The 26,019-nt window shown below is 66.7% G+C and carries 22 protein-coding genes and 1 pseudogene; 11 read left to right on the forward strand and 12 right to left on the reverse strand.

The annotated features are described in order from the left end of the window. Positions 1–124 precede the first annotated feature (124 nt). From DCN14_RS02545 to DCN14_RS02570, 5 genes are all read left to right on the forward strand, one after another. Positions 125–1,411, forward strand: coding sequence for a hydroxymethylglutaryl-CoA reductase, degradative (locus DCN14_RS02545; protein WP_096500385.1), 1,287 nt, complete (start codon positions 125–127; stop codon positions 1,409–1,411). Between the two features lie 86 nt (positions 1,412–1,497). Then, a complete protein-coding gene (locus DCN14_RS02550) occupies positions 1,498–1,995 on the forward strand; it encodes a hypothetical protein (protein WP_096500383.1) in 498 nt (165 codons plus the stop codon). Next, entirely contained in the window at positions 1,995–3,374 is a 1,380-nt protein-coding gene (locus tag DCN14_RS02555) for a tripartite tricarboxylate transporter permease (RefSeq protein WP_096500381.1), read from the forward strand. Before DCN14_RS02550 ends, DCN14_RS02555 begins: the two co-directional genes overlap by 1 nt. 255 nt (positions 3,375–3,629) lie before the next feature. Then, complete coding sequence (locus DCN14_RS02565; protein ID WP_096500379.1) at positions 3,630–4,673, forward strand: alpha/beta hydrolase; 1,044 nt, start codon at positions 3,630–3,632, stop codon at positions 4,671–4,673. Then, positions 4,673–5,209 carry a cytochrome P460 family protein gene (locus tag DCN14_RS02570; protein WP_096500377.1) on the forward strand — a complete coding sequence of 179 codons (537 nt, stop codon included), beginning with the start codon at positions 4,673–4,675 and terminating at the stop codon, positions 5,207–5,209. Before DCN14_RS02565 ends, DCN14_RS02570 begins: the two co-directional genes overlap by 1 nt. Positions 5,210–5,376: 167 nt before the next feature. Here the strand turns inward: DCN14_RS02570 and DCN14_RS02575 are convergent, their stop codons facing one another. The 3 genes and pseudogenes from DCN14_RS02575 to DCN14_RS02585 all read right to left on the reverse strand — a co-directional run bounded on the left by DCN14_RS02575 (position 5,377) and on the right by DCN14_RS02585 (position 10,576). Beyond that, positions 5,377–6,720 carry a virulence factor gene (locus tag DCN14_RS02575; RefSeq protein ID WP_096500375.1) on the reverse strand — a complete coding sequence of 448 codons (1,344 nt, stop codon included), beginning with the start codon at positions 6,718–6,720 and terminating at the stop codon, positions 5,377–5,379. 65 nt (positions 6,721–6,785) lie between these two features. After that, positions 6,786–8,267: a virulence factor gene (locus DCN14_RS02580; RefSeq protein WP_240327248.1), complete on the reverse strand. Its 1,482-nt coding sequence runs from the start codon at positions 8,265–8,267 to the stop codon at positions 6,786–6,788. Beyond that, positions 8,264–10,576, reverse strand: a pseudogene (locus tag DCN14_RS02585) (hypothetical protein). Before DCN14_RS02585 ends, DCN14_RS02580 begins: the two are co-directional and overlap by 4 nt. Before the next feature lie 894 nt (positions 10,577–11,470). On the opposite strand from DCN14_RS02585, the gene DCN14_RS02590 reads away from it, so the two are divergent. The 5 genes from DCN14_RS02590 (at position 11,471) to DCN14_RS02610 (ending at position 16,210) form a co-directional block, all read left to right on the forward strand. Next, a complete protein-coding gene (locus DCN14_RS02590; RefSeq protein ID WP_096500373.1) occupies positions 11,471–11,941 on the forward strand; it encodes a rhodanese-like domain-containing protein in 471 nt (156 codons plus the stop codon). Between the two features lie 28 nt (positions 11,942–11,969). Then, positions 11,970–12,938: a serine O-acetyltransferase EpsC gene (epsC, locus tag DCN14_RS02595; protein ID WP_096500371.1), complete on the forward strand. Its 969-nt coding sequence runs from the start codon at positions 11,970–11,972 to the stop codon at positions 12,936–12,938. After that, complete coding sequence (locus tag DCN14_RS02600) at positions 12,935–13,156, forward strand: helix-turn-helix transcriptional regulator (RefSeq protein WP_096500369.1); 222 nt, start codon at positions 12,935–12,937, stop codon at positions 13,154–13,156. The genes epsC and DCN14_RS02600 overlap by 4 nt, the downstream gene beginning before the upstream one ends. Positions 13,157–13,290: 134 nt before the next feature. After that, the gene (locus tag DCN14_RS02605) at positions 13,291–14,223 is read left to right on the forward strand and encodes a family 2A encapsulin nanocompartment shell protein (protein ID WP_096500367.1); all 933 of its coding nucleotides are present in this window, start codon (positions 13,291–13,293) and stop codon (positions 14,221–14,223) included. Next, positions 14,198–16,210: a family 2A encapsulin nanocompartment cargo protein cysteine desulfurase gene (locus tag DCN14_RS02610; protein ID WP_096500365.1), complete on the forward strand. Its 2,013-nt coding sequence runs from the start codon at positions 14,198–14,200 to the stop codon at positions 16,208–16,210. The genes DCN14_RS02605 and DCN14_RS02610 overlap by 26 nt, the downstream gene beginning before the upstream one ends. Positions 16,211–16,308: 98 nt before the next feature. Here DCN14_RS02610 and DCN14_RS02615 read toward each other — a convergent pair whose 3' ends face one another. Next, a complete protein-coding gene (locus tag DCN14_RS02615) occupies positions 16,309–16,794 on the reverse strand; it encodes a DinB family protein (RefSeq protein WP_096500363.1) in 486 nt (161 codons plus the stop codon). 130 nt (positions 16,795–16,924) lie between these two features. Between DCN14_RS02615 and DCN14_RS02620 the strand changes: the two genes are divergently transcribed. Next, positions 16,925–17,548, forward strand: a complete 624-nt coding sequence (locus DCN14_RS02620; RefSeq protein ID WP_096500361.1) for a TetR/AcrR family transcriptional regulator — start codon at positions 16,925–16,927, stop codon at positions 17,546–17,548. A gap of 25 nt (positions 17,549–17,573) precedes the next feature. On the opposite strand, the gene DCN14_RS02625 is transcribed toward DCN14_RS02620, so the two are convergent. The 8 genes from DCN14_RS02625 to groL form a co-directional block, all read right to left on the reverse strand. Beyond that, positions 17,574–18,542: an AraC family transcriptional regulator gene (locus tag DCN14_RS02625; RefSeq protein WP_096500359.1), complete on the reverse strand. Its 969-nt coding sequence runs from the start codon at positions 18,540–18,542 to the stop codon at positions 17,574–17,576. A gap of 155 nt (positions 18,543–18,697) precedes the next feature. Then, the gene (locus DCN14_RS02630) at positions 18,698–20,350 is read right to left on the reverse strand and encodes a Na+/H+ antiporter (RefSeq protein WP_096500357.1); all 1,653 of its coding nucleotides are present in this window, start codon (positions 20,348–20,350) and stop codon (positions 18,698–18,700) included. A gap of 33 nt (positions 20,351–20,383) precedes the next feature. Continuing rightward, positions 20,384–20,896, reverse strand: a complete 513-nt coding sequence (locus tag DCN14_RS02635; RefSeq protein ID WP_096500355.1) for a DoxX family protein — start codon at positions 20,894–20,896, stop codon at positions 20,384–20,386. Further along, entirely contained in the window at positions 20,893–21,756 is an 864-nt protein-coding gene (locus tag DCN14_RS02640) for a DNA-binding domain-containing protein (protein ID WP_096500353.1), read from the reverse strand. The genes DCN14_RS02635 and DCN14_RS02640 overlap by 4 nt, the downstream gene beginning before the upstream one ends. A 7-nt stretch (positions 21,757–21,763) precedes the next feature. After that, on the reverse strand, positions 21,764–22,741 hold the full coding sequence (locus tag DCN14_RS02645) for a hypothetical protein (protein ID WP_096500351.1): 978 nt from the start codon (positions 22,739–22,741) through the stop codon (positions 21,764–21,766). A 29-nt stretch (positions 22,742–22,770) separates the two neighbouring features. Then, a complete protein-coding gene (locus DCN14_RS02650; RefSeq protein ID WP_240327283.1) occupies positions 22,771–23,601 on the reverse strand; it encodes a DUF692 domain-containing protein in 831 nt (276 codons plus the stop codon). Positions 23,602–23,749: 148 nt separating this feature from the next. After that, a complete protein-coding gene (locus DCN14_RS02655; RefSeq protein ID WP_096500347.1) occupies positions 23,750–24,070 on the reverse strand; it encodes a DUF2282 domain-containing protein in 321 nt (106 codons plus the stop codon). 303 nt (positions 24,071–24,373) lie between these two features. Next, positions 24,374–26,014: a chaperonin GroEL gene (gene groL, locus DCN14_RS02660; protein ID WP_096500345.1), complete on the reverse strand. Its 1,641-nt coding sequence runs from the start codon at positions 26,012–26,014 to the stop codon at positions 24,374–24,376. Between the last annotated feature and the right edge of the window lie 5 nt (positions 26,015–26,019).

Here is a 26,019-nt window from a genome sequence, read left to right on the forward strand (position 1 = left end):
CGGATGTCTGACTGTCTGCTTCGTCTGTACCTTTTCAATGGGTACAGCGTGACTATTATTCGGCTATCCGCTGCCCGCCGCAACCGTGGCAGGCCATACCGTCACCCCGAAACAGAACGACATCATGACCATCGATTCCGCACTGCCGAACTTCCGCTCGCTCACGCCCGAACAACGCCTGTCCCATCTGGCCCGTACCGTCGGGCTCGACGATGCCGAGCACGCGCTGCTCGCCGCTCCCGGCGCGCTGTCGCTCGACACCGCGAACGGCATGATCGAGAACGTGATCGGCACGTTCGAGTTGCCGATGGCGGTCGCCGGCTACTTCCGGATCAACGATAAGGACGTGATTGTGCCGATGGCCGTCGAGGAACCGTCGATCGTTGCGGCCGCATCGTATATGGCGAAGCTGTCCCGCGCGGCCGGCGGTTTCCGCACGTCGAGCAGCGGCCCGCTGATGCGCGCGCAGGTCCAGGTGATCGGCGTCGGCGACCCGTACGGCGCGCGGCTCGCGATCCTGCGGCACGCGGCCGAACTGATCGCGCTCGCGAACAGCCGCGACAAGGTGCTGGTCGGCCTCGGCGGCGGCTGCCGCGACATCGAGGTGCACGTGTTCCCGGATACGCCGCGCGGTGCGATGGTGGTTGCGCACCTGATCGTCGACGTGCGCGACGCGATGGGCGCGAACACGGTCAACACGATGGCCGAAGCCGTCGCGACGCGCATCGAAGCGATCACGGGCGGGCAGGTACGGTTGCGGATACTGTCCAATCTCGCGGATCTCCGGCTGGCACGCGCGGAGGTACGGTACTCGGCCGCGACGCTCGCCACCGACGACTATGCCGGCGAAGCGGTGATCGATCGCGTGATCGACGCCTACGTGTTCGCGGCGACCGATCCGTATCGCGCGGCGACGCACAACAAGGGGATCATGAACGGCATCGATCCGGTGGTGGTCGCGACCGGCAACGACTGGCGCGCGGTGGAAGCCGGCGCACATGCGTATGCGAGCCGCAGCGGCCGCTACACGTCGCTGACGACGTGGGAGAAGGCCGACAACGGCGACCTCGTCGGCACGATCGAGATGCCGATGCCGGTCGGGCTCGTCGGCGGCGCGACGAAGACGCATCCGCTCGCGCGTCTCGCGCTGAAAATCATGAACGTGACGTCCGCGCAGGCACTCGGCGAGATTGCGGTCGCGGTCGGCCTTGCCCAGAATCTCGGGGCGCTGCGCGCGCTCGCGACCGAAGGCATCCAGCGCGGCCACATGGCGCTGCATGCGCGCAACATCGCCGTCGCGGCCGGCGCGACGGGCGCGGACATCGACCGGATCGCGCAACGGATGGTTGCCGCGAAAGACGTGCGAGCGGATTTCGCGGTCGAACTGCTGGCGGCGCATAGCGACGCCTGATGCCTGACGCATGACGTTCGCGGGCATGCCGCATGACGCATGCCGTGCCGGAGCAGCCGGCCACATATCAATCAAGGAGGAGACACATGGAACAGACCGGTTCAGGCGCGGTATCGGCGGCGTCGCATCGCGCGCAGCCGTTCGCGCAGGCCGATGCAGGCGCCGACACGCTCGTCGAGGTGTGGGGCGACACGGTGGCCACGAAACATCTGGCCTGGTCGGTCCTGCTCGGCATCGCGATCAGCCTTGGCGCGTTCGAGGCCGGCCGTCTCGCGCTCGCGTCGTTCGTGCAGGACGCGGCCATCGCACGGGCCTATGCGATGTTGATCGGCCTCGGGGGGTGTCTGCTGGCCGGCGCGCTGTGCGCGTGCCTGTTCAAGCCGAAGCGCACGGTGATCGAGCATGCGGCCGACGGCCCCGAGCGTGACGAAGCGCTTCGGCAACTTGCCGAAGCATCGGGCGGGCTCGGGTCGGTGAGCGACCTGTCGCCGAGCGCGCGCGCGGAGATGGAGGAACTCGGGCTGCTCGACCTGTTTGCGTCCTACGAAGTATCGTCCGCGCGGGCGCGCACGGGAGGCCGCTGATGGACGCGCTTCTGCATGCACTGCCGTCGGCGCTGGCGATGGGTCTGCTCGGCGCGATCGTGTTCTCCGGCATCGGGCTGATCTCCGGCACCGACGAAACGACGACGATCGCGCCGCTCACGCTGCTCGTCGCACTGCTCGGCGTGCCGCCCGCCGGCGTGTTCACGTTCTTCCTCGCGGGCGCGGTGGCCAAGCACATCACGCACGCGATCCCGACCGCGCTGCTCGGCATTCCCGGCGACACGATGGCCGCGCCGCTGTTGCAGCAGGCGACGCTGCTGCGCGCGCTCGGCGTGCCGCACATCGCGCTGCGCAAGATGATCTCCGGCGCGATCGTCGCCGCGTTCGTCGCGCTGCCGCTCGCGGTGCTGTTCGCGTCGCTGCTCGCGCCGTTCGGCATGACGATCGCGAAGGCCGCGCCGTGGGTGTTCCTCGCGGCTGCCGTCGGCATCGCGTATTTCTCTGCGGGGCGCTGGGCGGCGGTGCTGCTGCTCGTGCCGTTCGTGATGCTGGTGGTCGGGCTGCAGGCGCTGACCGGTCACTATGGCGTGAAGCTCAGCGTCAGCTACTTCCTCGGGATCGCGATCGGCCCGCTGGTTGCCGACCTGTTCTCGATCCTGTCGCCGGCCGAGCGGCGGCGCATGCGTCGCAACGGGCCGTCGACGTTCGTGCTCGCACCGGACGTGAAGCGCTGGCGCGGCTATTTCCCGAATCCGCTGAAGGTGCTCGACCGCGAGCAGGTGGGGTGGACGGTCGGGACGGCCGCCGTGTCGAGCGCGACGTTCGTGTTCAGCCCGGTCGCGATGACGGTGCTGATGGGCGAGATCGTCGGTGCGCGCGTGCGGCATGCATATCAGCGGCTGACGACCGTGATCGCCGCGCGTAACGGCGTGACGGAGGCGACCTACATCGCCGAGGCGCTGATTCCGCTGATCGCGTTCGGGCTGCCGCTGAGCCCGGTGGCTGCGGGCCCGGCCGCGCCGCTCTTCAACGCGCCGCCGCGCTTCACGGTCGACGCGGCAAGCGGACAGATCCACAACCTGCATACGCTGATGAGCTGGCCCGAGTTCCTCGGCTACGGGCTGCTGTCGATCCTGCTGGCCGCGCTGATCGCGTATCCGCTGGCGATGCATCATGCGCACCGCGCGGCGTCGTTCGTCGCGCGCAAGCTGAGCCACGAAGCGATCATCGCGACCTTCGCGGGGCTGATCGTCGTGATCGGGGTCTGGGAAGGCCAGTTGCTCGGGCTCGCGGTGATCGTCACGGTCGGCCTGTTCGGCGGCATGCTGTCGCGCCTGTTCGCGTTCAACACGGGCGTGCAGTTCATGGGTTACTACGTCGCGGTGCTCAGCGTGCCCGCGATCGTCAAGCTGCTCTGACGCATCGGCGCACGGGGCCGTGCGTGCCGCGCGGCCCCGAAACGCGCCGTTTCGCGTGCGATTTTGAATCGCCGTGTGTCGTTTCCGAGCACGGATACATTGAGATACAAAGCATCCGGACCGTTCGGATATAAAACCGGTGAAGTCGTTCGCACGGCGGCGCGGTGCCATGCGCCACCCGCGTGAACGGCGACACCGGAGCGCCCGCACGTGCCGCGGGCCCCTTCCTTAGCGATCGACAATGGAGAACGAGTCATGCCTGATACCGTGAATACCCGCCGCCGCCTGATCCTTGGTACGACGCTCGCAAGCCTGAGTCTGGCGGACCTCGGGTTCGGCTCGCTGGCGCGCGCGCAGTCGGCGCCCGATGCGTCGGCGCCGAAGCGCGCGGCCGGCGTCGCGTCGCTCGGCAAGATCCACCAGATCGACGCGGGCGTGCTCAACGTCGGGTATGCGGATCTCGGCCCGAAGAACGGGCCGGTCGTGTTCCTGCTGCACGGCTGGCCGTACGACATCTACAGCTACGCGGAAGTCGCGCCGCTGCTCACGGTGGCGGGCTACCGCGTGATCGTTCCATATCTGCGCGGCTACGGGTCGACGACGTTCCGCTCGGCCGACACGGTGCGCAACGGCCAGCAGGCGGTGACCGCCGTCGACATCGTCGCGCTGATGGATGCGCTGAAGATCGACCGCGCGGTGTTCGGCGGCTACGACTGGGGGGCGCGCACGGCCGACATCATCGCGGCGCTGTGGCCGCAACGCGTGAAGGCGCTGGTGTCGGTGAGCGGCTACCTGATCGGCAGCCAGGAGGCGAATCGCAAGCCGCTGCCGCCGCAGGCCGAATTCCAGTGGTGGTATCAGTTCTATTTCTCGACCGAGCGCGGCGCGCTCGGCTATGCGGCGAATCGCGATGCGTTCAACAAGCTGATCTGGCAACTCGCGTCGCCGAAGTGGCAGTTCTCCGACGAAACCTATGCGCGCAGCGCGGCGTCGTTCCAGAACCCCGATCACGTGGCCGTGGTGATCCACAACTATCGCTGGCGCCTCGGACTCGCGAAGGGCGAGGCGCAATACGACGACATCGAACGGCGTCTCGCTGCCGGGCCGGCGATCACCGTGCCGACGATCACGATGGAAGGCGATGCGAACGGCGCGCCGCATCCGGAACCGGCTGCGTATGCGAAGAAGTTCACGGGCAAGTATCAACACCGGACGATCGCCGGCGGCATCGGTCACAACTTGCCGCAGGAAGCGCCGCAGGCATTTGCCGATGCGATCCTGCAGGTGGAGCATCTGTGATGCGGGCGGGTGCTGGCGTTTTGCGCCGTGGCGCGCGGCATGTGCGGGTTGCGGGTGCGTTGCTGGCCGGCGCGTTGACGGCGAGCGGGCCGGCTGCGTTTGCGGATGCGTCGAAGCCCGCCGCGTCGCCGATCTACGGTGTGACGATCCCGCCCGGTTACCGGAAGTGGGAAATGGTTGCGCCGGCGGAAGAGGCGGCGCCGCTCGACGAGTTGCGCGTCGTGCTCGGCAACCCCGTTGCGATCCGCGCGCTCGAACAGGCGACGTTGCCGTTTCCTGACGGCACGATCCTCGTGAAGCTTGCCTACAAGCGCAAGCAGTCCGACGAGTTCGCGCCGGCGACGGTGCCCGGCCAGGCGACCACCGTGCAGGTGATGGTGAAGGACTCGCGTCGCTATGCGTCGACGGGCGGCTGGGGGTTCGGGCGCTTCGTCAACGGCGTGCCGGCCGATCTCGGTCAGCACCAGACGTGCTTTGCGTGTCATCAGGCGCGGGTGAAGCATCACGATTATGTGTTTACGCGGCTGGCGCCTTGATCGGGTATGCGCGTTGCGAAGCGCGCTGTGCGTTGCAGTTCTGTCGTCGGTGGGACGTTGCGTGCGACTACGCCCGGCTCGGATGGTGCGTCGCGCTTTGGTTGTTGCGTTGAATGACACGGCGGCGCGAAACCGGCCGCACGGATCGCGCTACCGTGTCGTTGACATCACCACGAATAACCCTGCATTCCGTAATCGGTGTCGTATCGGCGTCCCCACCACGGCAGGTAGGCGTTGTTTCCGCCGCGTGCGCGGAACCAGTCCTTGGTCGGATCGATCGGCGTGAGTTTCGACGGCGGCCTGACGATTACCGCGACGGGATGTTCGGGGTCGGTTGTCCCGGCAACCAGTGCGTTGCCGCCGTAGTGATTGACGCGGCCGATCGCGAGCGCCACGTTGGTCAATGCGCTACCGGTTCCCATGTCGCCAAGCAGTCCGGCCGTGTTGAAGGTCTGCTTCATGTAGTCGTATTCCGGAAGGGTTTCGGTCAACGTCCGTGTGAGCGAAACAAGGCGTGACGACGATGTGTCGCTGCCTTTGCCTGCGTCGTGGAAGATGTATTCGATGTCCGGAACCGCTACACCGGCATTGCGTGCTGCTTCATCGATGGTTGCCTTCCATGCCTGTACGGCGCGCGTCGTGCCGACCTTCCGCTCAAACGCCTGTGTATTGCCGGTTGCAGCCCTGCCGATCCACGCAAGCGGTTCGCGCTCGGTGTTGAAATTCGGGCCGGCGAGGAACAGCACGACGAGGTTTTCGTTGATCTGGGCGTCCGTGGGCGGGAAGCTCGGTGCGTCCCAGTTCATCACCCACACGCTCTTGTCAGGATTCGCCTGCAAGTAGTCCAGCGCGTTGTTCAGCGACGTGAAGCCGGCGTTCGCACCGCCTTGGGTGATGTGCACATCGGGCGGCGTGTCGCGGCTCCAAAGCGTCTTGGGTGACGGCGGACCGATTTCGAAGTATTCGACGGTCTCATTGGCCAAGTATTCTCTGGCTTCGATCGGATCGAGCCGCGGAGGCAACGCGAACTCGATATGTATCCCGGCAAGTTCGCGCCAATCCTTGGAGTCTTTGGACTTCACGGTGTAGAAATATTGCGCATTTGCGAAATAGCGTGAGCGCATCAACAGCAAAAATTTTCTCGCGTACTTGTGATAGAAGCCCTTGAACGTTTCCTCCCCCTCATTCCCGTAAACCAATGCGCCAATGGATCGAAGTGACGAATACTTTTCTGGCTTCGTTCGAACCATGTCGTCATTTTTGTTCGGCGCAGCAAGGCCCTGCGTCCACAACAATTGCCATTCGGTCGGGTAGTCCATACGTTGCAACGGATTCAACCAGACCAGGCCGACAACCTGTGCGACGAATGGCTTCGTCGGTTCTTCCGCTGCTCGCGCGATGTTCCTTGCAGGCTCTTGGGCAGGCGCCGCCTGTGCGGGACGCATCATGGCCGTGGTGAACATAAACACCGCAAGTGCGGCCAAGGCAGGCAAGACAACGAATCGTTTCATCCAATCTCCTGTTGCTCGACGTGGCGGTCGCGTTTTCACGCACCATGCCACCGAGTCGGTTTGCATCACCACGAATAACCCTGCATCCCGTAATCGGTGTCGTATCGGCGGCCCCACCACGGCAGGTAGGCGTTGTTTCCGCCGCGTGCGCGGAACCAGTCCTTGGTCGGATCGATCGGAGTGAGCTTCGACGGCGGCCTGACGATTACCGCGACGGGATGTTCGGGGTCGGTTGTCCCGGCAACCAGTGCGTTGCCGCCGTAGTGATTGACGCGGCCGATCGCGAGCGCCACGTTGGTCAATGCGCTGCCGGTTCCCATGTCGCCGAGCAGTCCGGCCGTGTTGAAGGTCTGCTTCATGTAGTCGTATTCCGGAAGGGTTTCGGTCAACGTTCGTGTGAGCGAAACAAGGCGTGACGACGATGTGTCGCTGGCTTTGCCGGCGTCGTGGAAGATGTATTCGAGGTCCGGAACCGCTACACCGGCATTGCGTGCTGCTTCATCGATGGTTGCCTTCCATGCCTGTACGGCGCGCGTCGTGCCGACCTTCCGCTCAAACGCCTGTGTATTGCCGGTTGCGGGCTTGCTGATCCACGCGAGCGGTTCGCGCTCGGTGTTGAAATTCGGGCCAGCGAGGAACAGCACGACGAGGTTTTCGTTGATCTGGGCGTCCGTGGGCGGGAAGCTCGGTGCGTCCCAGTTCATCACCCACACGCTCTTGTCAGGATTCGCCTGCAAGTAGTCCAGCGCGTTGTTCAGCGACGTGAAGCCGGCGTTCGCACCGCCTTGGGTGATGTGCACATCGGGGGGCGTGTCGCGACTCCAAAGCGTCTTGGGTGACGGCGGACCGATTTCGAAGAAATTCATCATCCGATCGACCATGCGCGATTTGGCAAAGGCCGGGTCAAGCCGGGGCGGAACGGCAGCTTCGACCCGTATGCCCGCGAGTTCGCGCCAATTGCGCGGGTTTTCGGACTTTACCGTGTAGAAGTAGCTCGCGTTACTGAAGTAGCGAGCGCGCAGGAGGAGGATGAATTTGTCGATGTACTTGGCGTAGAAGCCATTGAACGTTTCCTTTCCTCGGTTGCCGTAGACCAGTGCTCCGATCGATTGAAGGGTTGCGAACGATTTTGGGTCTGTCCTCACCATGTCATCGTTCTTGTTTGGTGTGGCTAGCCCTTGCGTCCACAGCAACTGCCATTCGGTCGGATAGTCCATACGTTCCAATGGATTCAACCAGACCAGGCCGACAACCTGAGCGAAGAATGGCTTCGCCGGCTCTTCTACTACTTTCGCGGTGCTCCCTGCAGGTGCTTGGGCAGGCGAGGCTTGTACAGGACGCATCATGGCCGTGGTGAACATAAACACCGCAAGGGCGGCCAAGGCAGGCAAGACAACGAATCGTTTCATCCAATCTCCTATTTCCAAATGTGCCGGGTCGGGTTGTTCCACATGCGCCATCAGCGTGGCCATGAGCACGGTGACAAGCATCCATGTCGAAATGGCGGCGGCGATACGTCGCGGCCATGTAGCGATCAATCTCTTCATACGGCACCCCCGACCTTCAAATAAAGCTGACCTTCTCGCTCATCGAAGATCGCGGTCGGCATCTTGCCTTCGCTTTCTTCGGTATGTACCCATTCGTGGAGAGGCGTTCTATCAAGCGTCCCAGACGCAAAATAGTCGGCATACGTCTTGTTCGGATTCTCCGAGGGAATCCCGTCCCCCATCCGCCAATCGGCCTCGATCCGCAAGTCGTAGAGTTGGTCGGGCGTTAAATAGCACCGACCGACGGCAACGTCATACGCAAGGGCTTTCTCGGCATGCTCGGGATTGGTCATCGTTGTTGAATGGTTGGTCGGGCTATTGGTTGCGCCACGATCAAGCCAGTCAACGATCTGCTTGTCGCGCCATTCCTTGTAGCCCTCGGGCATTTCGCTTTTGCCGTCCTCGCCAATCACATGGCCGTCTCGGTCGAGCCACTCGGTATTCAGCGTGCGACGTGCCTCCATCCGCATCAACGCGCGATCCTCGTAGCGCTGCCCGGCTTCGGTTGCTGCCGTGCCTTGAGCAACGCTGTCCTCGTTCTTTGCCTTGTACTGGTCGTAGGGATCGTCAGCCCGCTTGTCTGCATCGGCTTTGCTCGCATCACGCCAAGCGGCCGGCGGATCGTTGCCTTCGTTGAAGTCGCTTACAGCGTCGCCGTCCTTCGTTTCGACGGGCTTGCCGAACCGCAATGCCTTGGGCGGGAAGGGATCATCCAGCGCCGGCGCATCTGCTACCACCGTCCAGCCCTTTGGCGGATCGGCGTTCACGCGGAGCATGTTCAACGCGGAGCTGATGCCGGTGACGACGAACATAAGCGGAGCAGTTGCGAGCGTTGCTGCTATCCCCCAAACGCTTTCATTACCTTTGACGGCGCCGATCAAGTTGAATTTGGCCGGTGGCGAGGGCGGATACCAGAAGCCCGATTTCGTTCCTGACTTGCCATGCCGCCAATCGTCTTCCTAATAGCGGTAGGGTTTCTGTACGCCGACCGGGAAACCGGATGCGAACACCCGCTGCGTCAGGACGCCTGCCGCGCCGATATCGGTAAGTTCATGCTTGCTGATCCCGCGCCAGCCGATGCCCTGAACCGTCACTGCTGAAATCACCTGATCGTGCGGACAGCAATACGCGGTGACGCGGCCATACGTCGATCCATTCAAGCCGTGCCGATCGCGATCCTCTTGCGCGGCATAGGACCGGTTGCTCGTCGGCGAGATCCGCTTGTTTTTCATGTCTTCATCGACCTTGTCCACCGGCTGCTCGAAGTCCTTTCGGGCACCAATGATCGACAGGAACTTGCCGAAGGTCTTCGTGCGCGCGGCGTAGCTCTGCCGTCCACGATGACCGCTCGCATCTTTCGTCGCGCGTTGCGACCACGTGTCCATGAACGTGTCGGATTTGTACGGACCGTCTGCATTCGCAAGGCTGTACGGTGCATTCGCAAGCACGTACGCGTCTGCCACGCAGTGGCCGGTGCGACCCCACGGATCTTCGACATCGGGGAATGCGTCGCCGAAGAACGCCGCCGTGAGGCCAACGATGTTGCCCTGGCTGTGGCATACGACGGTAATCGGTACGTCGGCCTGCATCTGCCGAATCGACTCGATCAATTTGGCCAATCGCAAGGCCGCGAGCACGCCATACGCGCGGGGCGGTGCACGATACAAAGGCCGGTTGGTCGGATTGATGCCTTGCACCGTCATCCATCCCATCGTTCGATCGTCCAGGCCGCCGTGCCAAAGATCAGGCAGGCTCGAACAACCATTCGTGAACGGACCACCGCCCCAATAGTCCTTCTCGTTCAGAAAGATCTTGTCGCCGTACTCTTTGAGTTCTTCGCCCGAGGCTCGATAACCCCACCGAAAGTGAATGACGGGTGAAAACGACGGATCAGGCTTGACATAGTTGTTCGCCAGCAGCTTCGGATTCAAAAACCCATCCGGCGTCACGCTCTCCGTGTACTTCGCCGGCGTCAATTGCCCGGCTTCGATGCCGTGATACATCATTTGATCGTCGAGTCGCCCGAGCCGGCGATTGAGACCCTTGCACAGCCCATCCTCCGTCGCATCGAACCATTCGCCCTCGGAGTTCACGCCATGCACGAAGATCACGACGCCGGGCAAGGGCATTTGCAAGATGCAGATAAGCGGTGTGCCTTTCGCGAACATCGTCACCCCTTCAACACGACCGACGATGATCGGCGGCGGTTCGGGGCGGGGCGCAGGTGCGTCGGGTGTATCGACCTGAGCAGCGGGTTCGTCAGTGTGCGTGTCCGCTATCGGTCGCGGATCGGGAAATGAATCGGTCATCCAGACTCCTTGGCATGCCTGATACGTTCCTCCGTCATCGGATCGATATCGAAAGAATCGATAAGTGTCCGAAGCAATGAAGAACCGGAACGAGGCGGCAAGCATAACGATCTGGCGCACACGAAAAGACGCTGATTCCGGAAAAATGCGCGGAAAGGCCGTGGCAACGAACGTGGATTGTCAGAATGTGTTTCAAGCGGGAATGCTTCGCATTGCTTCAGGGATGTAGATGCGCGCGACCTCTCGATCCGATTCGTTCGTCAGGTGCGTTATCCGGTGATGAAGTCGTGTGACGCACGTGCGTACGGCATTGCGTCCGTACCTTGTAGCGCCTGAATCGTTATCGTCCGTGCAAGCGTGGCGAGACCGACGCGTTTGTATTGAACTGTATCGATCGCCGCTTCAGAAACATCGGATTGTGCTGAAGCCATGTTGTTGAAACATGCCGGATACGTGAGCGGGTCCTACTGTCGACACGCCGCAAACGTTCGATGCCAAGTCCTTCGCGTCGGACGCCCGGTGATCGATACCCGACTTCCTCCAGTGAGCGCGCTCATGAAAGCCGCTCGAATCCTCGCGGTTGCCGTGCTCGCTTCCATTCCATGACGACGTGCGGCGCGCCGCTCGTGCCTTCACCGGCACGGACGCCTTTCAAAAGCCTTCGATGCATGACACCGAACGGTCATCTCTTCACATCCTCCACGACTCCGCCCCAATAACGATCCTCTGCTATTGCATTTCACGCGCCGCTGATTAGGAAATGAATTTTTATTGGTTCAGCTTCCCCGAGCGCGCTCGCATAGTGGGGCTGACGGCTATAGACAGCATGCAAGCTGCACCGGCCGCATTCCCAGGGTGTTTGTTCATACGAATCTGCGAGAACAAGGAAGCGTCATGACTTTTGCATTGGAAGAACGAACCGCCGCACAGCAGGCGCTCGAGGACGCCCGCGCGGCGGCCGCATCGGCGGGCACGCCATACGCGGGCGGCGTGGCGCCGCAAGCGGCGTGGGCGCTGTTCTCCGCCGGCGACGCGTTGCTGGTGGACGTGCGCACCGCGGAGGAACGCAAATTCGTCGGCCACGTGCCGGAGTCGCTGCATGTGCCGTGGGCGACCGGCACGAGCCTGACGCGCAACCCGCGCTTCGTGCGCGAACTGGAAGCGAAGACCGGCAAGGACGCGGTGGTGCTGCTGTTGTGCCGCAGCGGCAACCGGTCCGCGCAGGCGGCCGAGGCCGCGGCGAAGGCCGGGTTCACGCAGGTGTTCAACGTGCTCGAAGGGTTCGAGGGCGACCTCGACGAGCGGCAGCATCGCGGCGGCCGGAACGGCTGGCGCCATCGCGACCTGCCGTGGGCGCAGGACTGAGTCACGGCCGTTACGGGGAGAAGTCAGCATGGCCGCATTCGAAATCGACGACATCGTTCAGTCGCTGCAGACGGAGCGCCGCGCGTGGCGCGAGAAGCAGCGGCGCTCGCTCGAACCGGGCGGGCGCGACCTGCCGGCGCGCGAGGCGCTTGCGCAAATCATCGGCGCGCTGAAGGGCGTGCTGTTCCCGATGCGGCTCGGGCCACCCGACCTGCGCCAGGAAAGCGAGAACTTCTATGTGGCCCATGCGCTCGACGCGGCGTTGAACGCGCTGCTCGCGCAAGTGACGCTGGAGTTGCGCTACGCCGCGCGTCAGCGCAACGCCGACGCACGGATCGACGAAACGGCGTCCACGGCCGTGCAGGCATTCGCCGCGCGCCTGCCCGATATTCGCCGGCTGCTCGACAGCGACGTGCTGGCCGCGTTCCATGGCGATCCGGCCGCGGGCAGCGTCGACGAAGTGCTGCTCTGCTATCCCGGCATTCTCGCGATGATCCATCACCGGCTCGCGCACGAGCTGTACCGGCTCGGGCTGCCGCTGCTGGCGCGGATCATCGCCGAGCAGGCTCATGCGGAAACGGGCATCGACATTCATCCGGGCGCGCGCATCGGCGGCGGCTTCTTCATCGATCACGGCACGGGCGTCGTGATCGGCGAGACCGCGATCATCGGCGAGCGCGTGCGCGTGTACCAGGCCGTCACGCTCGGCGCCAAGCGTTTCCCGCGCGATGCGGCCGGCCATCTGGAGAAAGGGCTCGCGCGCCATCCGATCGTCGAGGACGACGTCGTGATCTATGCAGGCGCAACGATCCTGGGCCGCGTCACGATCGGCCGCGGCGCGGTGATCGGCGGCAACGTGTGGCTCACGCAGGACGTGCCGGCCGGCGCGAACGTCACGCAGGCCGTGCTGCGCAGCGAAGCGAATGCCGCGCCGCGCGCGCGGGTCGAGCCGACTGAGCCGGCCGAGCCGGTACCCGACACGCAGGTGACGACATGAGCGATCTGATCCAGCACTTCGGCGCCAACGTGCGCAAGCTGCGCGAGGCACGCACGTGGTCGCAGGAGCAGCTCGCCGAACACGCGGGGCTGAACCGTTCGTATGTCGGCGAGATCGAGCGCGGCGAGGCGATCGCATCGATCGTCACCGCCGACAAGATCGCACGCGCATTCGACGTGTCGATCTCGACGCTGCTGCCCGGCGCGTACGTCACCTGACGGCGTCCCGTTTTTTCCCGTTCGGTTGTGCCGTGTGACGGCTATAGCATGTTGAGCCGGCAGGTGCGTGCTTCCGATAATCACCAAGCGTCATAAGCAATCCCGTTTTTCATCTTAAGAATCCGGAGCCACACATGTCGACCGTTGCAAGCGGCACGGCTGCGCTGAGCGATCACGCCGCCCGCCAACTAGCGAACGCTACCAAGACCGTCCCCCAGCTTTCCACGATCACGCCGCGCTGGCTGACCCATCTGCTGCAATGGGTGCCGGTCGAGGCCGGCATCTATCGCCTGAACCAGGTGAAGAACCCGGAAGCCGTGCGCGCCGCATGCACGCAGCTCGAGGACGAAAGCGTGCTGCCGCAGACCTTCGTGCCGTACGAGGAACAGCCGCGCGAGTATTTCCTGAATGCGGTGAGCACGGTGCTCGACGTGCATACGCGGATCTCCGATCTCTACAGCAGTCCTCATGACCAGATCAAGGAACAGCTGCGCCTGACGATCGAGACGATCAAGGAGCTGCAGGAAAGCCAGCTGATCAACAACCCGGACTATGGTCTGCTCGCGAACGTGACGGACGAGCAGCGGATCTTCCCGCTGACGGGCGCGCCGACGCCGGACGATCTCGACGAACTGCTGACCAAGGTGTGGAAGGAACCCGCGTTCTTCCTCACGCACCCGCTCGCGATCGCCGCGTTCGGCCGCGAATGCACGCGGCGCGGCGTGCCGCCGCCGACGGTCAGCCTGTTCGGCTCGCAATTCCTCACGTGGCGCGGCATTCCGCTGATCCCGTCGGACAAGGTGCCCGTCGCGGACGGCAAGACCAAGATCCTGCTGGTGCGCGTCGGCGACAAGCGCCAGGGCGTCGTCGGCCTCTATCAGCCGGGCGTCGCGGGCGAGCAGGGGCCGGGCCTGTCGGTGCGCTTCATGGGGATCAACAACCAGGCGATCGCGTCGTATCTGATCTCGCTGTACTGCTCGCTCGCGGTCCATTCGCCGGATGCGCTGGCTGTCCTCGATGACGTCGAAATCGCCAAGTACCATGACTATCCCGACACCTACCGTTAATCCCGGCTCGGCAAGCAGCGACGCGCTCGCGCTGCCGCACGCGCCGCTGCCGGCGGGCCTGCCCGATCCGGCGGCGCTCGCGCGGCTCGCGTCGGAGTTCTTCGCGACGCCGCCCGGGCAGGCCACCGCGCCCGGGCTGTCGGCGGGCAGCGGGGCGGTCGGCGGCGTGCCGTCCGCATTGCCGGCGGCCGCGCCGATTCTCGCGTCGGTGAGCAACCCGGCGCCGGCCGGCTCGCCGCTCGCGGGGCCGGGCGGCACGGGCACCGGCGTGCCGGGGCTCGCGCTGCCGCAAGGCAAGGCGCCCGGCGCGAACCTCGCGCCGTCCGCGCCGACGCACGTGCTGTCGCTGGGAAACCGCGTGCCCGCGCTCGCGCCGCATGCGGCCGCACAGAACGGGCTGCCCGACAACGCGGTGTCGATCGCGCCCGCATTCGAGCCGCGCGTCGGCGGTGCGGCGCTCGGCGTGCCGCAGGCGAGCGCGGCGGTATCGGACGGCGCGGTGAAGGCTGCGCCAGCTGCGTCGCCGTACTACTTCACCGACGGTTCGCTGCAAGGCTGGCAGGCGACGCCGCAGGACATCGTCGTGCCGTCGAACGGCCTCGCGTCGCCTGAAGCATTCGGGTTGCCGGGCGACGATGCGCTGCGCGACCTGCTCGCCGTGCATCGCGACGTGCCGGTCTCGCGCGCGTCGGGCGCCGAGGTGCCGCGTTACTTCATCGACGATGCCCAGGCGGTCGAGCCGCAGGGCAACCTGCATCGCGGTGCGCACCCGCCGTTCGACGTGAACGCCATTCGCCGCGATTTCCCGATCCTGCAGGAGCGCGTGAACGGCAAGCAGCTCGTCTGGTTCGACAACGCGGCGACGACGCACAAGCCGCAGGCCGTGATCGACCGTCTCGCGTATTTCTATGCGCACGAGAACTCGAACATCCACCGCGCCGCGCATGCACTGGCGGGCCGCGCGACGGATGCGTACGAGCATGCGCGCGACACCGTGCGACGTTTCATCGGCGCTTCGTCGCCGGACGAGATCGTGTTCGTGCGCGGCACCACCGAGGCGATCAACCTGATCGCGAAGACGTGGGGCGTGCAGAACGTCGGCGAAGGCGACGAGATCGTCGTGTCGCATCTCGAGCATCACGCGAACATCGTGCCGTGGCAGCAGCTCGCCGCGCAGAAGGGCGCGAAGCTGCGCGTGATTCCGGTCGACGATTCGGGGCAGGTGCTGCTCGACGAATACCGGAAGCTGCTCAACGATCGCACGAAGATCGTGTCCGTCACGCAGGTGTCGAATGCGCTCGGGACGGTCGTGCCGGTGAAGGAGATCGTCGAGCTCGCGCATCGCGCGGGCGCGAAGGCGCTCGTCGACGGCGCGCAGTCGATCTCGCACATGCGCGTCGACGTGCAGGCGCTCGATGCGGATTTCTTCGTGTTCTCGGGGCACAAGATCTACGGGCCGACCGGGATCGGCGTCGTGTACGGCAAGCGCGCGATTCTCGACGACATGCCGCCATGGCAGGGCGGCGGCAACATGATCGCGGACGTGACGTTCGAGCGCACGGTGTTCCAGCCGCCGCCGAACCGCTTCGAGGCCGGCACCGGCAACATCGCGGATGCGGTGGGGTTGGGGGCGGCGCTCGATTACGTGAGCCGCGTCGGCATCGAGAACATCGCGCGCTACGAACACGACCTGCTTGCGTATGCAACGAGCGTGCTCGCGCCGGTGCCGGGGGTGCGGCTCGTCGGCACCGCGCGCGACAAGGCGAGCGTGCTGTCGTTCGTGCTGAAGGGCTATGAGACCGAGGAGGTCGGGCAGGCGCTGAACGAAGAGGGCATCGCGGTGCGCTCCGGGCATCACTGCGCGCAACCGATCTTGCGGCGTTTCGGGCTCGAAGCGACGGTGCGGCCGTCGCTGGCGTTCTACAACACGTGCGATGAAGTCGATGCGCTCGTGCGTGTCGTGAAGAGGCTGGCGACGCGGCGCTGAGCTGCGCTGAGAGTGACAAGGCCGCTTGCGGATGTCGTCGATGACGCGCCGCAAGCGGCCTTCTTGCATGGCGGGCGTTCGATGCAATCCACGCGCCGTCACATCGACTCCTCCAGAAAATCCGCGACCGAGTCGCGGCCCGGCACGATGCCGCGCAGTTGCAGCAGCGCACCGGCATTGCCGCGATGATACGTGCCGTGCATGCACACATGAAGCAGCATGTCGCTGCGCCGCATGCGTGCCGGCTTGCCGCTCGTGAATGTGAAATCGATCGTCTCGTCGAGCTCGGCCGGCGTCAGCCTGTCGACATACGACACGTACCAGTCGTCGACCTCCCGTGCGCCGGGCGCGAGCGTGCCGAGCGCGGGCAGCACGTCGGAGCGCGCCGAGCGGAACGCATGCGGCACGCGTTGCAGGTGATGCTGAAAGATGCGGTCGACCACGTGAATGTGATCGAGGATACGCATCATCAGCGTTGCATCGTCGGCGCCGAGTCGATCGATGTTGTGCGTGACGGCGTCGTAGAGGCCGCGATCGGCCCATCGTTTGACAGCAAGCAGCTTCGCATAGGGTGCCAGGCTCATCGGCATTCTCCTTCCGGTATGGGGCAGGGCGGCATTCCGTCCGGATCGCGGCTGCCGTCGCAGGCGATCCGTCCGATGCATAATACGAGCGATCGCTCGCATTTCCCTACTCGCATTCGGAGCGCGACCCATGGCACGGCGGCCCGTCACGAAACCCCGTAAACACGCGTCACAGCAGCGCTCGCGCGCGACGGTGGACGCGCTGGTCGAAGCGACTGCTCGCATTCTGGTCAAGGAAGGCTTCGACAAGGCCAGTACGAACCGCATCGCCGACAAGGCCGGCGTGAGCATCGGTTCGCTCTATCAGTATTTCCCGGGCAAGGAGGCGCTGGTCGCGGCGGTGGGCGAGCGCCATCGCCGGGAACTGATGGACACGGTGCGGGCGGCACTGGCGGAAGTCGAGGCGCTACCGGTGGCAGCGGCGGTGCGCAAGATCGTCGGCGCGGCCATCGATGCGCATCGCATCGATCCGAGGCTGCATGCCGTGCTGTCGGAGCAGATTCCGCGCACGGGCGTGCTCGAACGGGTCGGCGGGTTCAATCACGATTTCTACGCGTTTTTTTCCGCGTATCTCGACGCGCATCGCAACGAGTGTCGCGCGGTCGACCTCGGCATGGCCGCGTTCGTGTGCGTGACGTCGATCGAAGCGCTCACGCACACGGCCGTGCTCCATCACGGAGACGACTTCTCCGATGCGGCGTTCGATGCGCTGGCCGACGAGGTGACGCGGCTCGTGGTCCGCTATCTGCAGTAGGCGCGCGAACGGTGCCGTTGCCGGCTCACGCCGTGAATGGCCCCGGTTCGCCCGTCCTGCGCGTCGCGCGCCGCCGGCCGCAATCGCGCGCGAACGCGGCCGGCGTGCAGCCGACGTGCCGGTGAAAGCGCCGCGTGAAATGACTCTGGTCGGCAAACCCGGTCATCAGCGCGACGTCCGCGAGCGGCAGGTCGGTGTCGAGAATCAGCGTCTGCGCGCGGCGGATCCGGCAGCGCTCGATGAAGCCGCTCGCCGTCATGCCCGTGCTGCGCTTGAACAGCCGCGTGAAGTGGAAACGGCTCACGTTGACGAGGCCCGCGAGTTCGTCGAGCCCGATGGGGCGTTCGAGATGGGTCTCGATGTAGTCGGTCACGCGCGCGATCTCCTTCTGGCCGAGCGGCGGCACGTCGGCCGGCAGGATCGGCTCGAACAGGTTGTAGCTGCGCACGAGATGCGCGGCGAGCGCGCTCGACAGTTGATCGGCGATCAGCGTCTGCGCGGGGTGCGGCGCGCGGCCGAGTTCCGCGATGAGGATCTGCGCGATATGCTCGATCACGACGTCGCGCGTCGAGAAGACGTTGCGCAATTCGACCGGCGCGACGCGCGAGGCGAGCTGTTCGGCCGCCGCCGCGACGAGCGCGATCGGTATACGCAGCCGTGCGGTCGCCGACGCGTGGCCCTCCCATCGCGAATCGTAGCCGGCCGGCATCAGCATCGATACGCCGGCGGACACGAGGCTCTCGTGGGTGACGCCGTCGCGGCCCTGCACGAGCCGCGCGCTGCCGTACGGGCAGTAGCAGATCACATGATGGTCGAGCGCCGGATAGCGCTCGCAGACGTCGGGAAGCGGATCGTAGAGATCGACCGTGATGCCGGACCAGCCGCGCTCACGGGTGGTCGCGAACGGGCGGTGCGACAGCACGTTGAAAATCTGGTGGATCGACACGCGTTCCGGCTGCGCCGGGCGGTGCAGTTGCAATTGCGGATCGGCCATCGCTTACTCCGTTCGCGTCGTGCCGGGCGCGGCCGAAAACGCGGCCGCCGGACATTGCGAGCCGATGGTATCACGCTGCGCCGGTGGCGAATCGTTCCGCCGGAGAACGAATCGGGGAGGACGGCGGACCACGGAATCCGGCGACCCGACCCGGTTCAACCGCGCGCGCGGCGCAGGGCCGGCCGGGATGCCTGCAGGTCGATCTCGCGTACCAGCGCGCGCGCCAGCTCATCGTGTAGCCGGCCCGAACGGGCCAGGCGGTACAGTGCGTCGCGCTCCGCGTCGAGCGCGAGCACGCGCAGCCGGCGTTCGACGTCGGCGAGCCGCGCCGCGGCCTGCGCGTGGCCCGTCGCGCCGCGCTGCGCGGACGCCTGCTCGCGATAGTGTGCGATCAGCCGGGCACCCGCCCGGGCGACGAGATCGGCGTCCTGGCCGTCCCGCGCGGCGTCGCGCATCGCGAATTCGACGGCGGCGATCGCCGCGCGCGCGGCGTTGCGCCGGGCCATGCGCTCCTGCCGCGCGTCCCGCGTCTCGTGCGGCGGCGCGATGCCGTCGAGCAGCCGCGGCAGCCCGACGTCGGCGGCCAGCAGGCTGACCACGATCACGCCGGCCGCGAGGAAGATCGCGAGATCGCGCGCGGGGAGCGGGGAACCGTCGGCGAGCGCGAGCGGCAGCGTCATGATGCCGGACAGCGACACCGCGCCGCGTACGCCGGCGAGCGACGTCACCGCGACGAGACGCCAGTCCGGCAGCCCGCCGGCGTCGTCGCGCCGCGCGCCGCGTGACCGGATCACGCGCAGCGCCGCCCACGCCCAGGCCGAGCGCAGCGCGAGCAGCACGCCGCCGATCGCCGCGATGTATACGAGCAACTCGCCCGCGTGCGGCTGCCCGGTCTGCCGTAGCGCGCGCCCGGCGCCGGCGATGACGAACGACAACTGCCCGCCGAGCAGCACGAAAATGACGCCGTTGCCGGCGAACTGCAGCGCATCCCACACGGCCGCGCGGCGAATTCGCGTGCCGGGCAGCGCGCGCCCGGCCAGCTCCTCGGCGCTCATCGCGATGCCGGCCGCGGCAGCGGCCAGGATGCCCGACGCACCGATCCGGTCGGCGATCATGAACGCGGCGAACGGCAGCAGCAGGCTGATCAGGATCTGCACGCCGGTCTCCTCGCCGAAGTGCGCGGCGGTCCAGTCCTTCACGCGATTGGCGAGCCATGCCACCGCGATGCCGGCGCCCACGCCGGCGATCGCCAGCCACAGGAACGCGCGGAGCGCGGCCGCCGGCGAGAACGCGCCGGTCAGCGCGGCCGCGATCGCGAAGCGCAGGCAGACGAGGCCCGACGCGTCGTTCAGCAGCGCCTCGCCTTCGAGCACGTGCATCAGCCTGGCCGGCAGCGGCGTGCGCTGCGCGATGTCGGACACGGCGACCGAATCGGTCGGCGACAGCGTCGCCGCGAGCGCGAACGCGATCGCCGGCGGCATCGCGGGAATCAGCCAGTGAATGAACCAACCGGCGCCGGCCACCGTAAACAGCACGAGGCCGAGCGCGAACGCGGCGACCGTCCAGCGGTCGCGGTACAGCCCGGTCTTCGAGATGCGCCAGCCGTCGAGAAACAGCAATGGCGCGACGAACAGCAGCAGGAAGGTATCGGGCGCGAGCGACGCGCGAAAGCCGGTCAGTTCGGCGACCAGCGCGCCGAGCGCGATCTGCACGAGCGCGAGCGGCAACGGCAGTCGCGCCGCGCGCTTGACGATGCTGCCGGCGATGACGCACGCGAGCAGCACGAGCGTGGTCGAGATCGCGTCCAAGGCGGCTCCGGCGATGCGCGCGGGCGCCCGGCGCTACCGCCTGACGGCGCGCCCGCGCCGTTTGCGGTATGCCAGGTCGATGGCGCGATCGAGCGACAGCCCACCGGGGCCCAGCGCGAGGATCGCGACGGCGAGCGTGGCCCAGTACAGATGGAAATTCGCCCAGCCGTCCGGAAACACGAGCTGGATCACGCCGGTCATCGCGAGCAGCGCGAGCGCCGCGAAACGGGTCGCGAGTCCGGCGACGAGCAGCACGGGCAGTACGAGCTCGGTCGTCGCGACGACGAACGCCAGCGCGTCGGGCGCGGGCAGCCCGACGAGCGCGCCGAACACATGCAGCCGGAACTGGCTCTCGAACAGGTACAGCGTGCCGCCGGAGATCGACAGGAACCCGTCCCAGCGGGTCAGCCCCGAGCGGAAGAACGGCAGCGCGAGCGCGATGCGCAGCAGGATCGGCGCGACGCCGCGCGCGATCGTTTCGATGCCGCCGGCGCAGCGGCGCACGAGCCGTTCCAGCGGGCCGGCGGGGGGAACGAGCGTGCTCATGCGGACCTCGGCGAACGATCGGGCGCGGTGCGGCCGGCCGGCTTCCAGTCGACGACGGCGCCCGCATCGAGCAGCGCCGTCAGCGTGCCGGCAAGATCGAAGCGGCGCGCGTCGGCCAGCGCCGCGTCGACGGCGTCGATCACGCGCGCGCCTGCTGTCAGCGCATCGATGAAGGCCGCCGCGCCCGGCGGCAGCGTGCGCACCTCGACGTCGGCGGCCGGCCGCACGACGAACGCATCCTCACCGCCCGCGTCGATGTCGATCGCGGCCGGCATGCCGCCCGCGACGTTCATCCGCCACAGGCTGACGACCGGAAACGCCGAGCGCACGACGCGCGCCGACGGATGCAGCACGAGCGAGATCGACGGCAGCCGGTCGGGCGCGATGCGCGCGAGGGCGGCGGGTGCGAGCGGCACGGCTTCGCTTGCGTGATACGCGTCGGCCCACGCATGTTCGAGCCGTGCGACGTCGCCCAGGTACGGCAGCGACGCGGCCGGCTCGAAACGGCCGACGAACGTCGCGAAGTCCGCGCCGTATGCGAGCATCACCGGCGACGACGGCGGATGGCGCGACGCGTACGCGCGCGCCATCGCGGCGAAGAACGCATCGCCGACGATCCGGCAGGTGGCCGGAAACGCGGCCTTCAGCGCGTTGGCGAGCCCGGCGATCACGTTGTTGCGGTACACCGCGAAGCGCCGCGTGCCGGCCGCGCCGTCGGGGCCGGTCAGGCCGGACGGCGGCGGGCGGTCCGCATGCACGATCGCCGCGGCGAATTCCGCCTGGCGCGCGTCGAGGTCCGGCGTCGCGCCTGCGTCGTCGCGCGCCGGACGGGGCGGCGGATTCACGCTGGATCGTTGCATGGCAGCCTCATGTCCGGAGCGGCCGCTGCAGCACGTTGGCCCACAGTCGCCGCAGGTTGTCGACGCCGTCGGCGGTCGAACTCCACAGCGTCGCGTCGCCGATCAGCAGGGTGCCGGCGAACGCGTCCGCGCGCGACTGGAGCAGCGCGTCGAACGTCGCGTGCGCTTGCGCGAACGGATGCGGCGGCGCGGCCGGATCGATCGGCTGGCGCGCGAGCACGTCGAGTTTCGCGACCGCGTCGCCGTGACGTTCGAAGTGCGGCAGGTGCGGGTGCCGGTTGAAGGTGGCGACGCCGTCGAGCAGCCGCAGCCGGTCGGGGGCCGGCCCGGCTTCGATGGCGGCGGGTGTGCCGTCGGGCGCGACCGCCGGCCGCAGTCCGAAGCGGTTCAGTACCGGCACGCCGAGCCCGGCCAGCAGCGAGCGCGCGAAGCCGCCGAAGCGCTGCTGCGGCGGGATCGACCGGTCGCCGTGATGGAGGAAATCCGCGAGCTGGTGCGCGTGGCATTGTTCGAGCGGCAGGCCCGATACGTCGCCGATGTCGTGATGCGGGCACACGAACGCGACGTGATCGGGCTGCGCGAGAAATCGGCGCACCGCGTCCGTTTCCGCGGCGCTCGCGAGCTGCGCCGTGCGCAGCGAATCGAAGCTGATCACGATCAGCGTATCGATGCCGTCGAGCAGCGCCGCGTCGAGCGCGGCGAGCCGGCCATGATCCGCGATCCGCTCGATCTGCACGGGCGGCGTGCCGGTCAGCGCGCCGGCCAGTTCGACGAAGCCGCCGAAGTTGGGCTTCATGATGTGATCGAGAAAGCCCGCGACCGTCTGGTCGAAACGGGCCGGGTCGGCCAGCTCCGCGTAGCGCGGATAGCCCATCCGGCGGCTTTCGAACAGCGTCGGGAAGCGGTTCTCGATGATGCCGAGCGGCGCGCCGGTTTCGCCGGGGCGGCTCCAGGCGTAATAGATCAGTACCTTGCGCGGCGTCATCGCCGGTCTCCTCGAATGCGGTTGGCGGGTCAGGCGGTGAGCGCCGCGGCACGGGCTGCTGCTGCGTACGCGTGCATGACCCGGTCGGCGCGGTCGGCCTGTGCCTGCAGCGTCGCCCAGTCGGGCACGTGCGCATCCCACTCGATCAGCGTCGGCACTGGGCCGATGCGGTCGATCGCGCGTGCGTACAGCGCCCAGACCGGCTCGGCGACCGCGCGGTCGTGCGTGTCGATCAGCAGCGGACGGCCGCGTTCGTCGGCTTCGCGCGCGTGGCCGGCGAGATGGATCTGCCGGACGTGCGCGAGCGGGTACGCGTCGAGATACGCGAGCGGGTCCCGCCCCAGGTTGACCGACGACACCAGCACGTTGTTGACGTCGAGCAGCAGCGCGCAGCCGGTGCGCCGCACGATTTCCGCGATGAAGTCGGGCTCGTCGTAGGTGCTTTCGGCGAACCCGAGATAGGTGGACGGGTTTTCCAGCAGCATCTGCCGGCCGAGCGTGTGCTGCACGTCGTCGACATGCGCGACGACGCGCTGCAGCGCCTGCGTCGTGTAGGGCACGGGCAGCAGGTCGTCGAGAAAGCCCGCGTCGTGGCTCGACCACGCGAGATGTTCGGAGAACAGCGCCGGCGCATAGCGCGCGAGCAGCGCGCGCAGGCGCCGCAGATGCGCGCGGTCGAGCGGCCGCGCACCGCCGATCGACAGGCCGACGCCGTGCAGCGTCAGCGGATAGCGCTCGCGCACCGCGCTCAGGTAGCGGTGCGGCGGGCCGCCGTCGCCCATATAGTTCTCGGCGTGTACTTCGAAGAAGCCGACGTCGGGCCGCGTGTCGACGACGGTCCGGTAGTGCTCGGCTTTCAGGCCGACGCCGCCGCGGCGGCACAGCGCGCCGGCGGGGGCGGCAACGAACGGTTCGTGCACGGCGCGGCTCCAGAATGTGGACGAAGAGGGATCGAGCCTGTCGGGCGACGCGGCCGGCGCGACGCACGCCGGGCCGCATCGCGTCGCGTCAGGCCTTCGGCTTCAGGCTGCCCGGGCCGTTCGGCGTGGACATCGCCGTGCAGGTGCCTTTCGGCACCAGCTTGAACGCATTGCCCTGGTAGTCGGTGGTGCTGGTGCCGGCGCAGGTCGTGCCGGCACCGGCGTAGCAGTCGTTTTGTCCTTTCAGGGCCGTGCCGAAGCACGGTTCGACCTTGCCGGCCTTGACGAGCGCGGTGTGCTCGGCCTGGATTTTCTTCTGCGCGTCGGTGAATTGCTGCGCGCCGGCCGGGGCGGCGAGCGCCGCGGCGAAGGCGCCGATCACGAGCGCGGGTGACGAACGATATGACATGCGATTTCTCCAGCGAGTGGGTTGGGCACGATGACGTCGGCGATGAACGGCGGCGGGCGCCCGCACCGGCGACGACGAAGGGGGCACGCCCTTCGTGCGGCACCGGCTTGCTCGGCGATGCCTGGCCGCGATCAAAAAGTAACGGATCGGCGGCGGCGGAGATTGAACGATGTTGCGCTTTCTGGTCGCGGATTGCGGAATCGGCGAAGAGGAAAAAAAACGCGTGACGACAATCGTCGTCACGCGTGGCGGTACGGCGTGGAAAGCGGTGCCGCGCAGCCGGGCCGGTGCGCGGCCCGGCCGTCAGAAATCGAACCCCGGCCCGCCCGCGCCCGGGCCGCCCGGCGCGGCGGCCGGTGCCGCATCCTTCGGCGCTTCGAACACGGTCGCATCGGTCGTCAGCAGCAGCCCGGCCACCGACGCCGCGTTCTGCAGCGCCGTGCGCGTGACCTTGGTCGGATCGAGCACACCCGATTCGACGAGATCGCCGTATTCGCCGGTCTGCGCGTTGTAGCCGAAGTTGCCCGTGCCTTCCGCGACCTTCGCGACGACCACGCTCGATTCCTCGCCCGCGTTCGCGACGATCTGGCGCAGCGGTTCCTCGAGCGCGCGCAGCACGATCTTGATGCCCGCGTCCTGATCGGCGTTCGTGCCCTTCAGCTCGCGGATCGCCTGCCGCACGCGGATCAGCGCGACGCCGCCGCCCGGCACGATGCCTTCCTCGACGGCCGCGCGCGTCGCATGCAGCGCGTCGTCGACGCGATCCTTCTTCTCCTTGACTTCGATCTCGGTCGCACCGCCAACCTTGATGACCGCGACGCCGCCCGCGAGTTTCGCGACGCGTTCCTGCAGCTTTTCGCGGTCGTAGTCGGACGTCGCCTCTTCGATCTGCACGCGAATCTGCTTCACGCGCGCCTCGATGTTCTTCGCGTCGCCCGCGCCGTCGATCACCGTCGTGTTTTCCTTGCCCACTTCGATGCGCTTCGCCTGGCCGAGTTCGGCGAGCGTCGCCTTCTCGAGCGTGAGGCCCGTTTCCTCGGCGACGACTTGCCCGCCGGTCAGGATCGCGATGTCCTCGAGCAGCGCCTTGCGGCGATCGCCGAAGCCCGGCGCCTTGACCGCGACCGTCTTCAGGATGCCGCGAATGTTGTTCACGACCAGCGTCGCGAGCGCTTCGCCTTCGACGTCTTCCGCGATGATCAGCAGCGGACGGCCCGACTTCGCGACCTGTTCGAGCACCGGCAGCAGGTCGCGGATGTTCGAGACCTTCTTGTCGTGCAGCAGGATGTACGGGTTCTCGAGCTCGGCGATCTGCTTGTCGGGATTGTTGATGAAGTACGGCGACAGATAGCCGCGATCGAACTGCAATCCTTCGACGACGTCGAGTTCGTCGGCGAGCGATTTGCCGTCCTCGACGGTGATCACGCCTTCCTTGCCGACGCGGTCGATCGCTTCGGCGATGCGCTGGCCGATCGATTCCTCGCCGTTCGCGGAGATCGTCGCGACCTGCGCGATTTCCTTGCTGGTGGTGGTCGGCTTGCTGATCTTTTTCAGCGCGTCGACGGCCGCTGCAACCGCCTTGTCGATCCCGCGCTTCAGGTCGAGCGGATTGAGCCCGGCCGCGACGTATTTCTGGCCTTCGCGCACGATCGCCTGCGCAAGCACGGTGGCCGTCGTCGTGCCGTCGCCGGCGGCATCGCTGGTGCGCGACGCGACTTCCTTCACGAGTTGCGCGCCGATGTTCTGCAACTTGTCCGCGAGTTCGATTTCCTTCGCGACCGACACGCCGTCCTTCGTGACGACGGGGGCGCCGAAGCTGCGTTCGAGCACGACGTTGCGGCCCTTCGGCCCGAGCGTGACCTTCACCGCGTTCGCGAGAATGTTGACGCCTTCGGTCAGCTTCGCACGGGCGACGTCGCTGAAAATGATTTCCTTCGCTGCCATGATTG

The organism is Burkholderia sp. IDO3, from assembly GCF_003366075.1.
Lineage (GTDB): Bacteria > Pseudomonadota > Gammaproteobacteria > Burkholderiales > Burkholderiaceae > Burkholderia > Burkholderia anthina.

What these genes read in the sequence shown, in the direction of transcription:
- DCN14_RS02545 (WP_096500385.1), top strand. Translation starts at nt 125, where the DNA reads ATGACCATCGATTCCGCACTGCCGAACTTCCGCTCGCTCACGCCCGAA.
- DCN14_RS02550 (WP_096500383.1), top strand. Translation starts at nt 1,498, where the DNA reads ATGGAACAGACCGGTTCAGGCGCGGTATCGGCGGCGTCGCATCGCGCG.
- DCN14_RS02555 (WP_096500381.1), top strand. Translation starts at nt 1,995, where the DNA reads ATGGACGCGCTTCTGCATGCACTGCCGTCGGCGCTGGCGATGGGTCTG.
- DCN14_RS02565 (WP_096500379.1), top strand. Translation starts at nt 3,630, where the DNA reads ATGCCTGATACCGTGAATACCCGCCGCCGCCTGATCCTTGGTACGACG.
- DCN14_RS02570 (WP_096500377.1), top strand. Translation starts at nt 4,673, where the DNA reads ATGCGGGCGGGTGCTGGCGTTTTGCGCCGTGGCGCGCGGCATGTGCGG.
- DCN14_RS02575 (WP_096500375.1), bottom strand. Translation starts at nt 6,720, where the DNA reads ATGAAACGATTCGTTGTCTTGCCTGCCTTGGCCGCACTTGCGGTGTTT.
- DCN14_RS02580 (WP_240327248.1), bottom strand. Translation starts at nt 8,267, where the DNA reads ATGAAGAGATTGATCGCTACATGGCCGCGACGTATCGCCGCCGCCATT.
- DCN14_RS02590 (WP_096500373.1), top strand. Translation starts at nt 11,471, where the DNA reads ATGACTTTTGCATTGGAAGAACGAACCGCCGCACAGCAGGCGCTCGAG.
- epsC (WP_096500371.1), top strand. Translation starts at nt 11,970, where the DNA reads ATGGCCGCATTCGAAATCGACGACATCGTTCAGTCGCTGCAGACGGAG.
- DCN14_RS02600 (WP_096500369.1), top strand. Translation starts at nt 12,935, where the DNA reads ATGAGCGATCTGATCCAGCACTTCGGCGCCAACGTGCGCAAGCTGCGC.
- DCN14_RS02605 (WP_096500367.1), top strand. Translation starts at nt 13,291, where the DNA reads ATGTCGACCGTTGCAAGCGGCACGGCTGCGCTGAGCGATCACGCCGCC.
- DCN14_RS02610 (WP_096500365.1), top strand. Translation starts at nt 14,198, where the DNA reads ATGACTATCCCGACACCTACCGTTAATCCCGGCTCGGCAAGCAGCGAC.
- DCN14_RS02615 (WP_096500363.1), bottom strand. Translation starts at nt 16,794, where the DNA reads ATGAGCCTGGCACCCTATGCGAAGCTGCTTGCTGTCAAACGATGGGCC.
- DCN14_RS02620 (WP_096500361.1), top strand. Translation starts at nt 16,925, where the DNA reads ATGGCACGGCGGCCCGTCACGAAACCCCGTAAACACGCGTCACAGCAG.
- DCN14_RS02625 (WP_096500359.1), bottom strand. Translation starts at nt 18,542, where the DNA reads ATGGCCGATCCGCAATTGCAACTGCACCGCCCGGCGCAGCCGGAACGC.
- DCN14_RS02635 (WP_096500355.1), bottom strand. Translation starts at nt 20,896, where the DNA reads ATGAGCACGCTCGTTCCCCCCGCCGGCCCGCTGGAACGGCTCGTGCGC.
- DCN14_RS02640 (WP_096500353.1), bottom strand. Translation starts at nt 21,756, where the DNA reads ATGCAACGATCCAGCGTGAATCCGCCGCCCCGTCCGGCGCGCGACGAC.
- DCN14_RS02645 (WP_096500351.1), bottom strand. Translation starts at nt 22,741, where the DNA reads ATGACGCCGCGCAAGGTACTGATCTATTACGCCTGGAGCCGCCCCGGC.
- DCN14_RS02655 (WP_096500347.1), bottom strand. Translation starts at nt 24,070, where the DNA reads ATGTCATATCGTTCGTCACCCGCGCTCGTGATCGGCGCCTTCGCCGCG.
- groL (WP_096500345.1), bottom strand. Translation starts at nt 26,014, where the DNA reads ATGGCAGCGAAGGAAATCATTTTCAGCGACGTCGCCCGTGCGAAGCTG.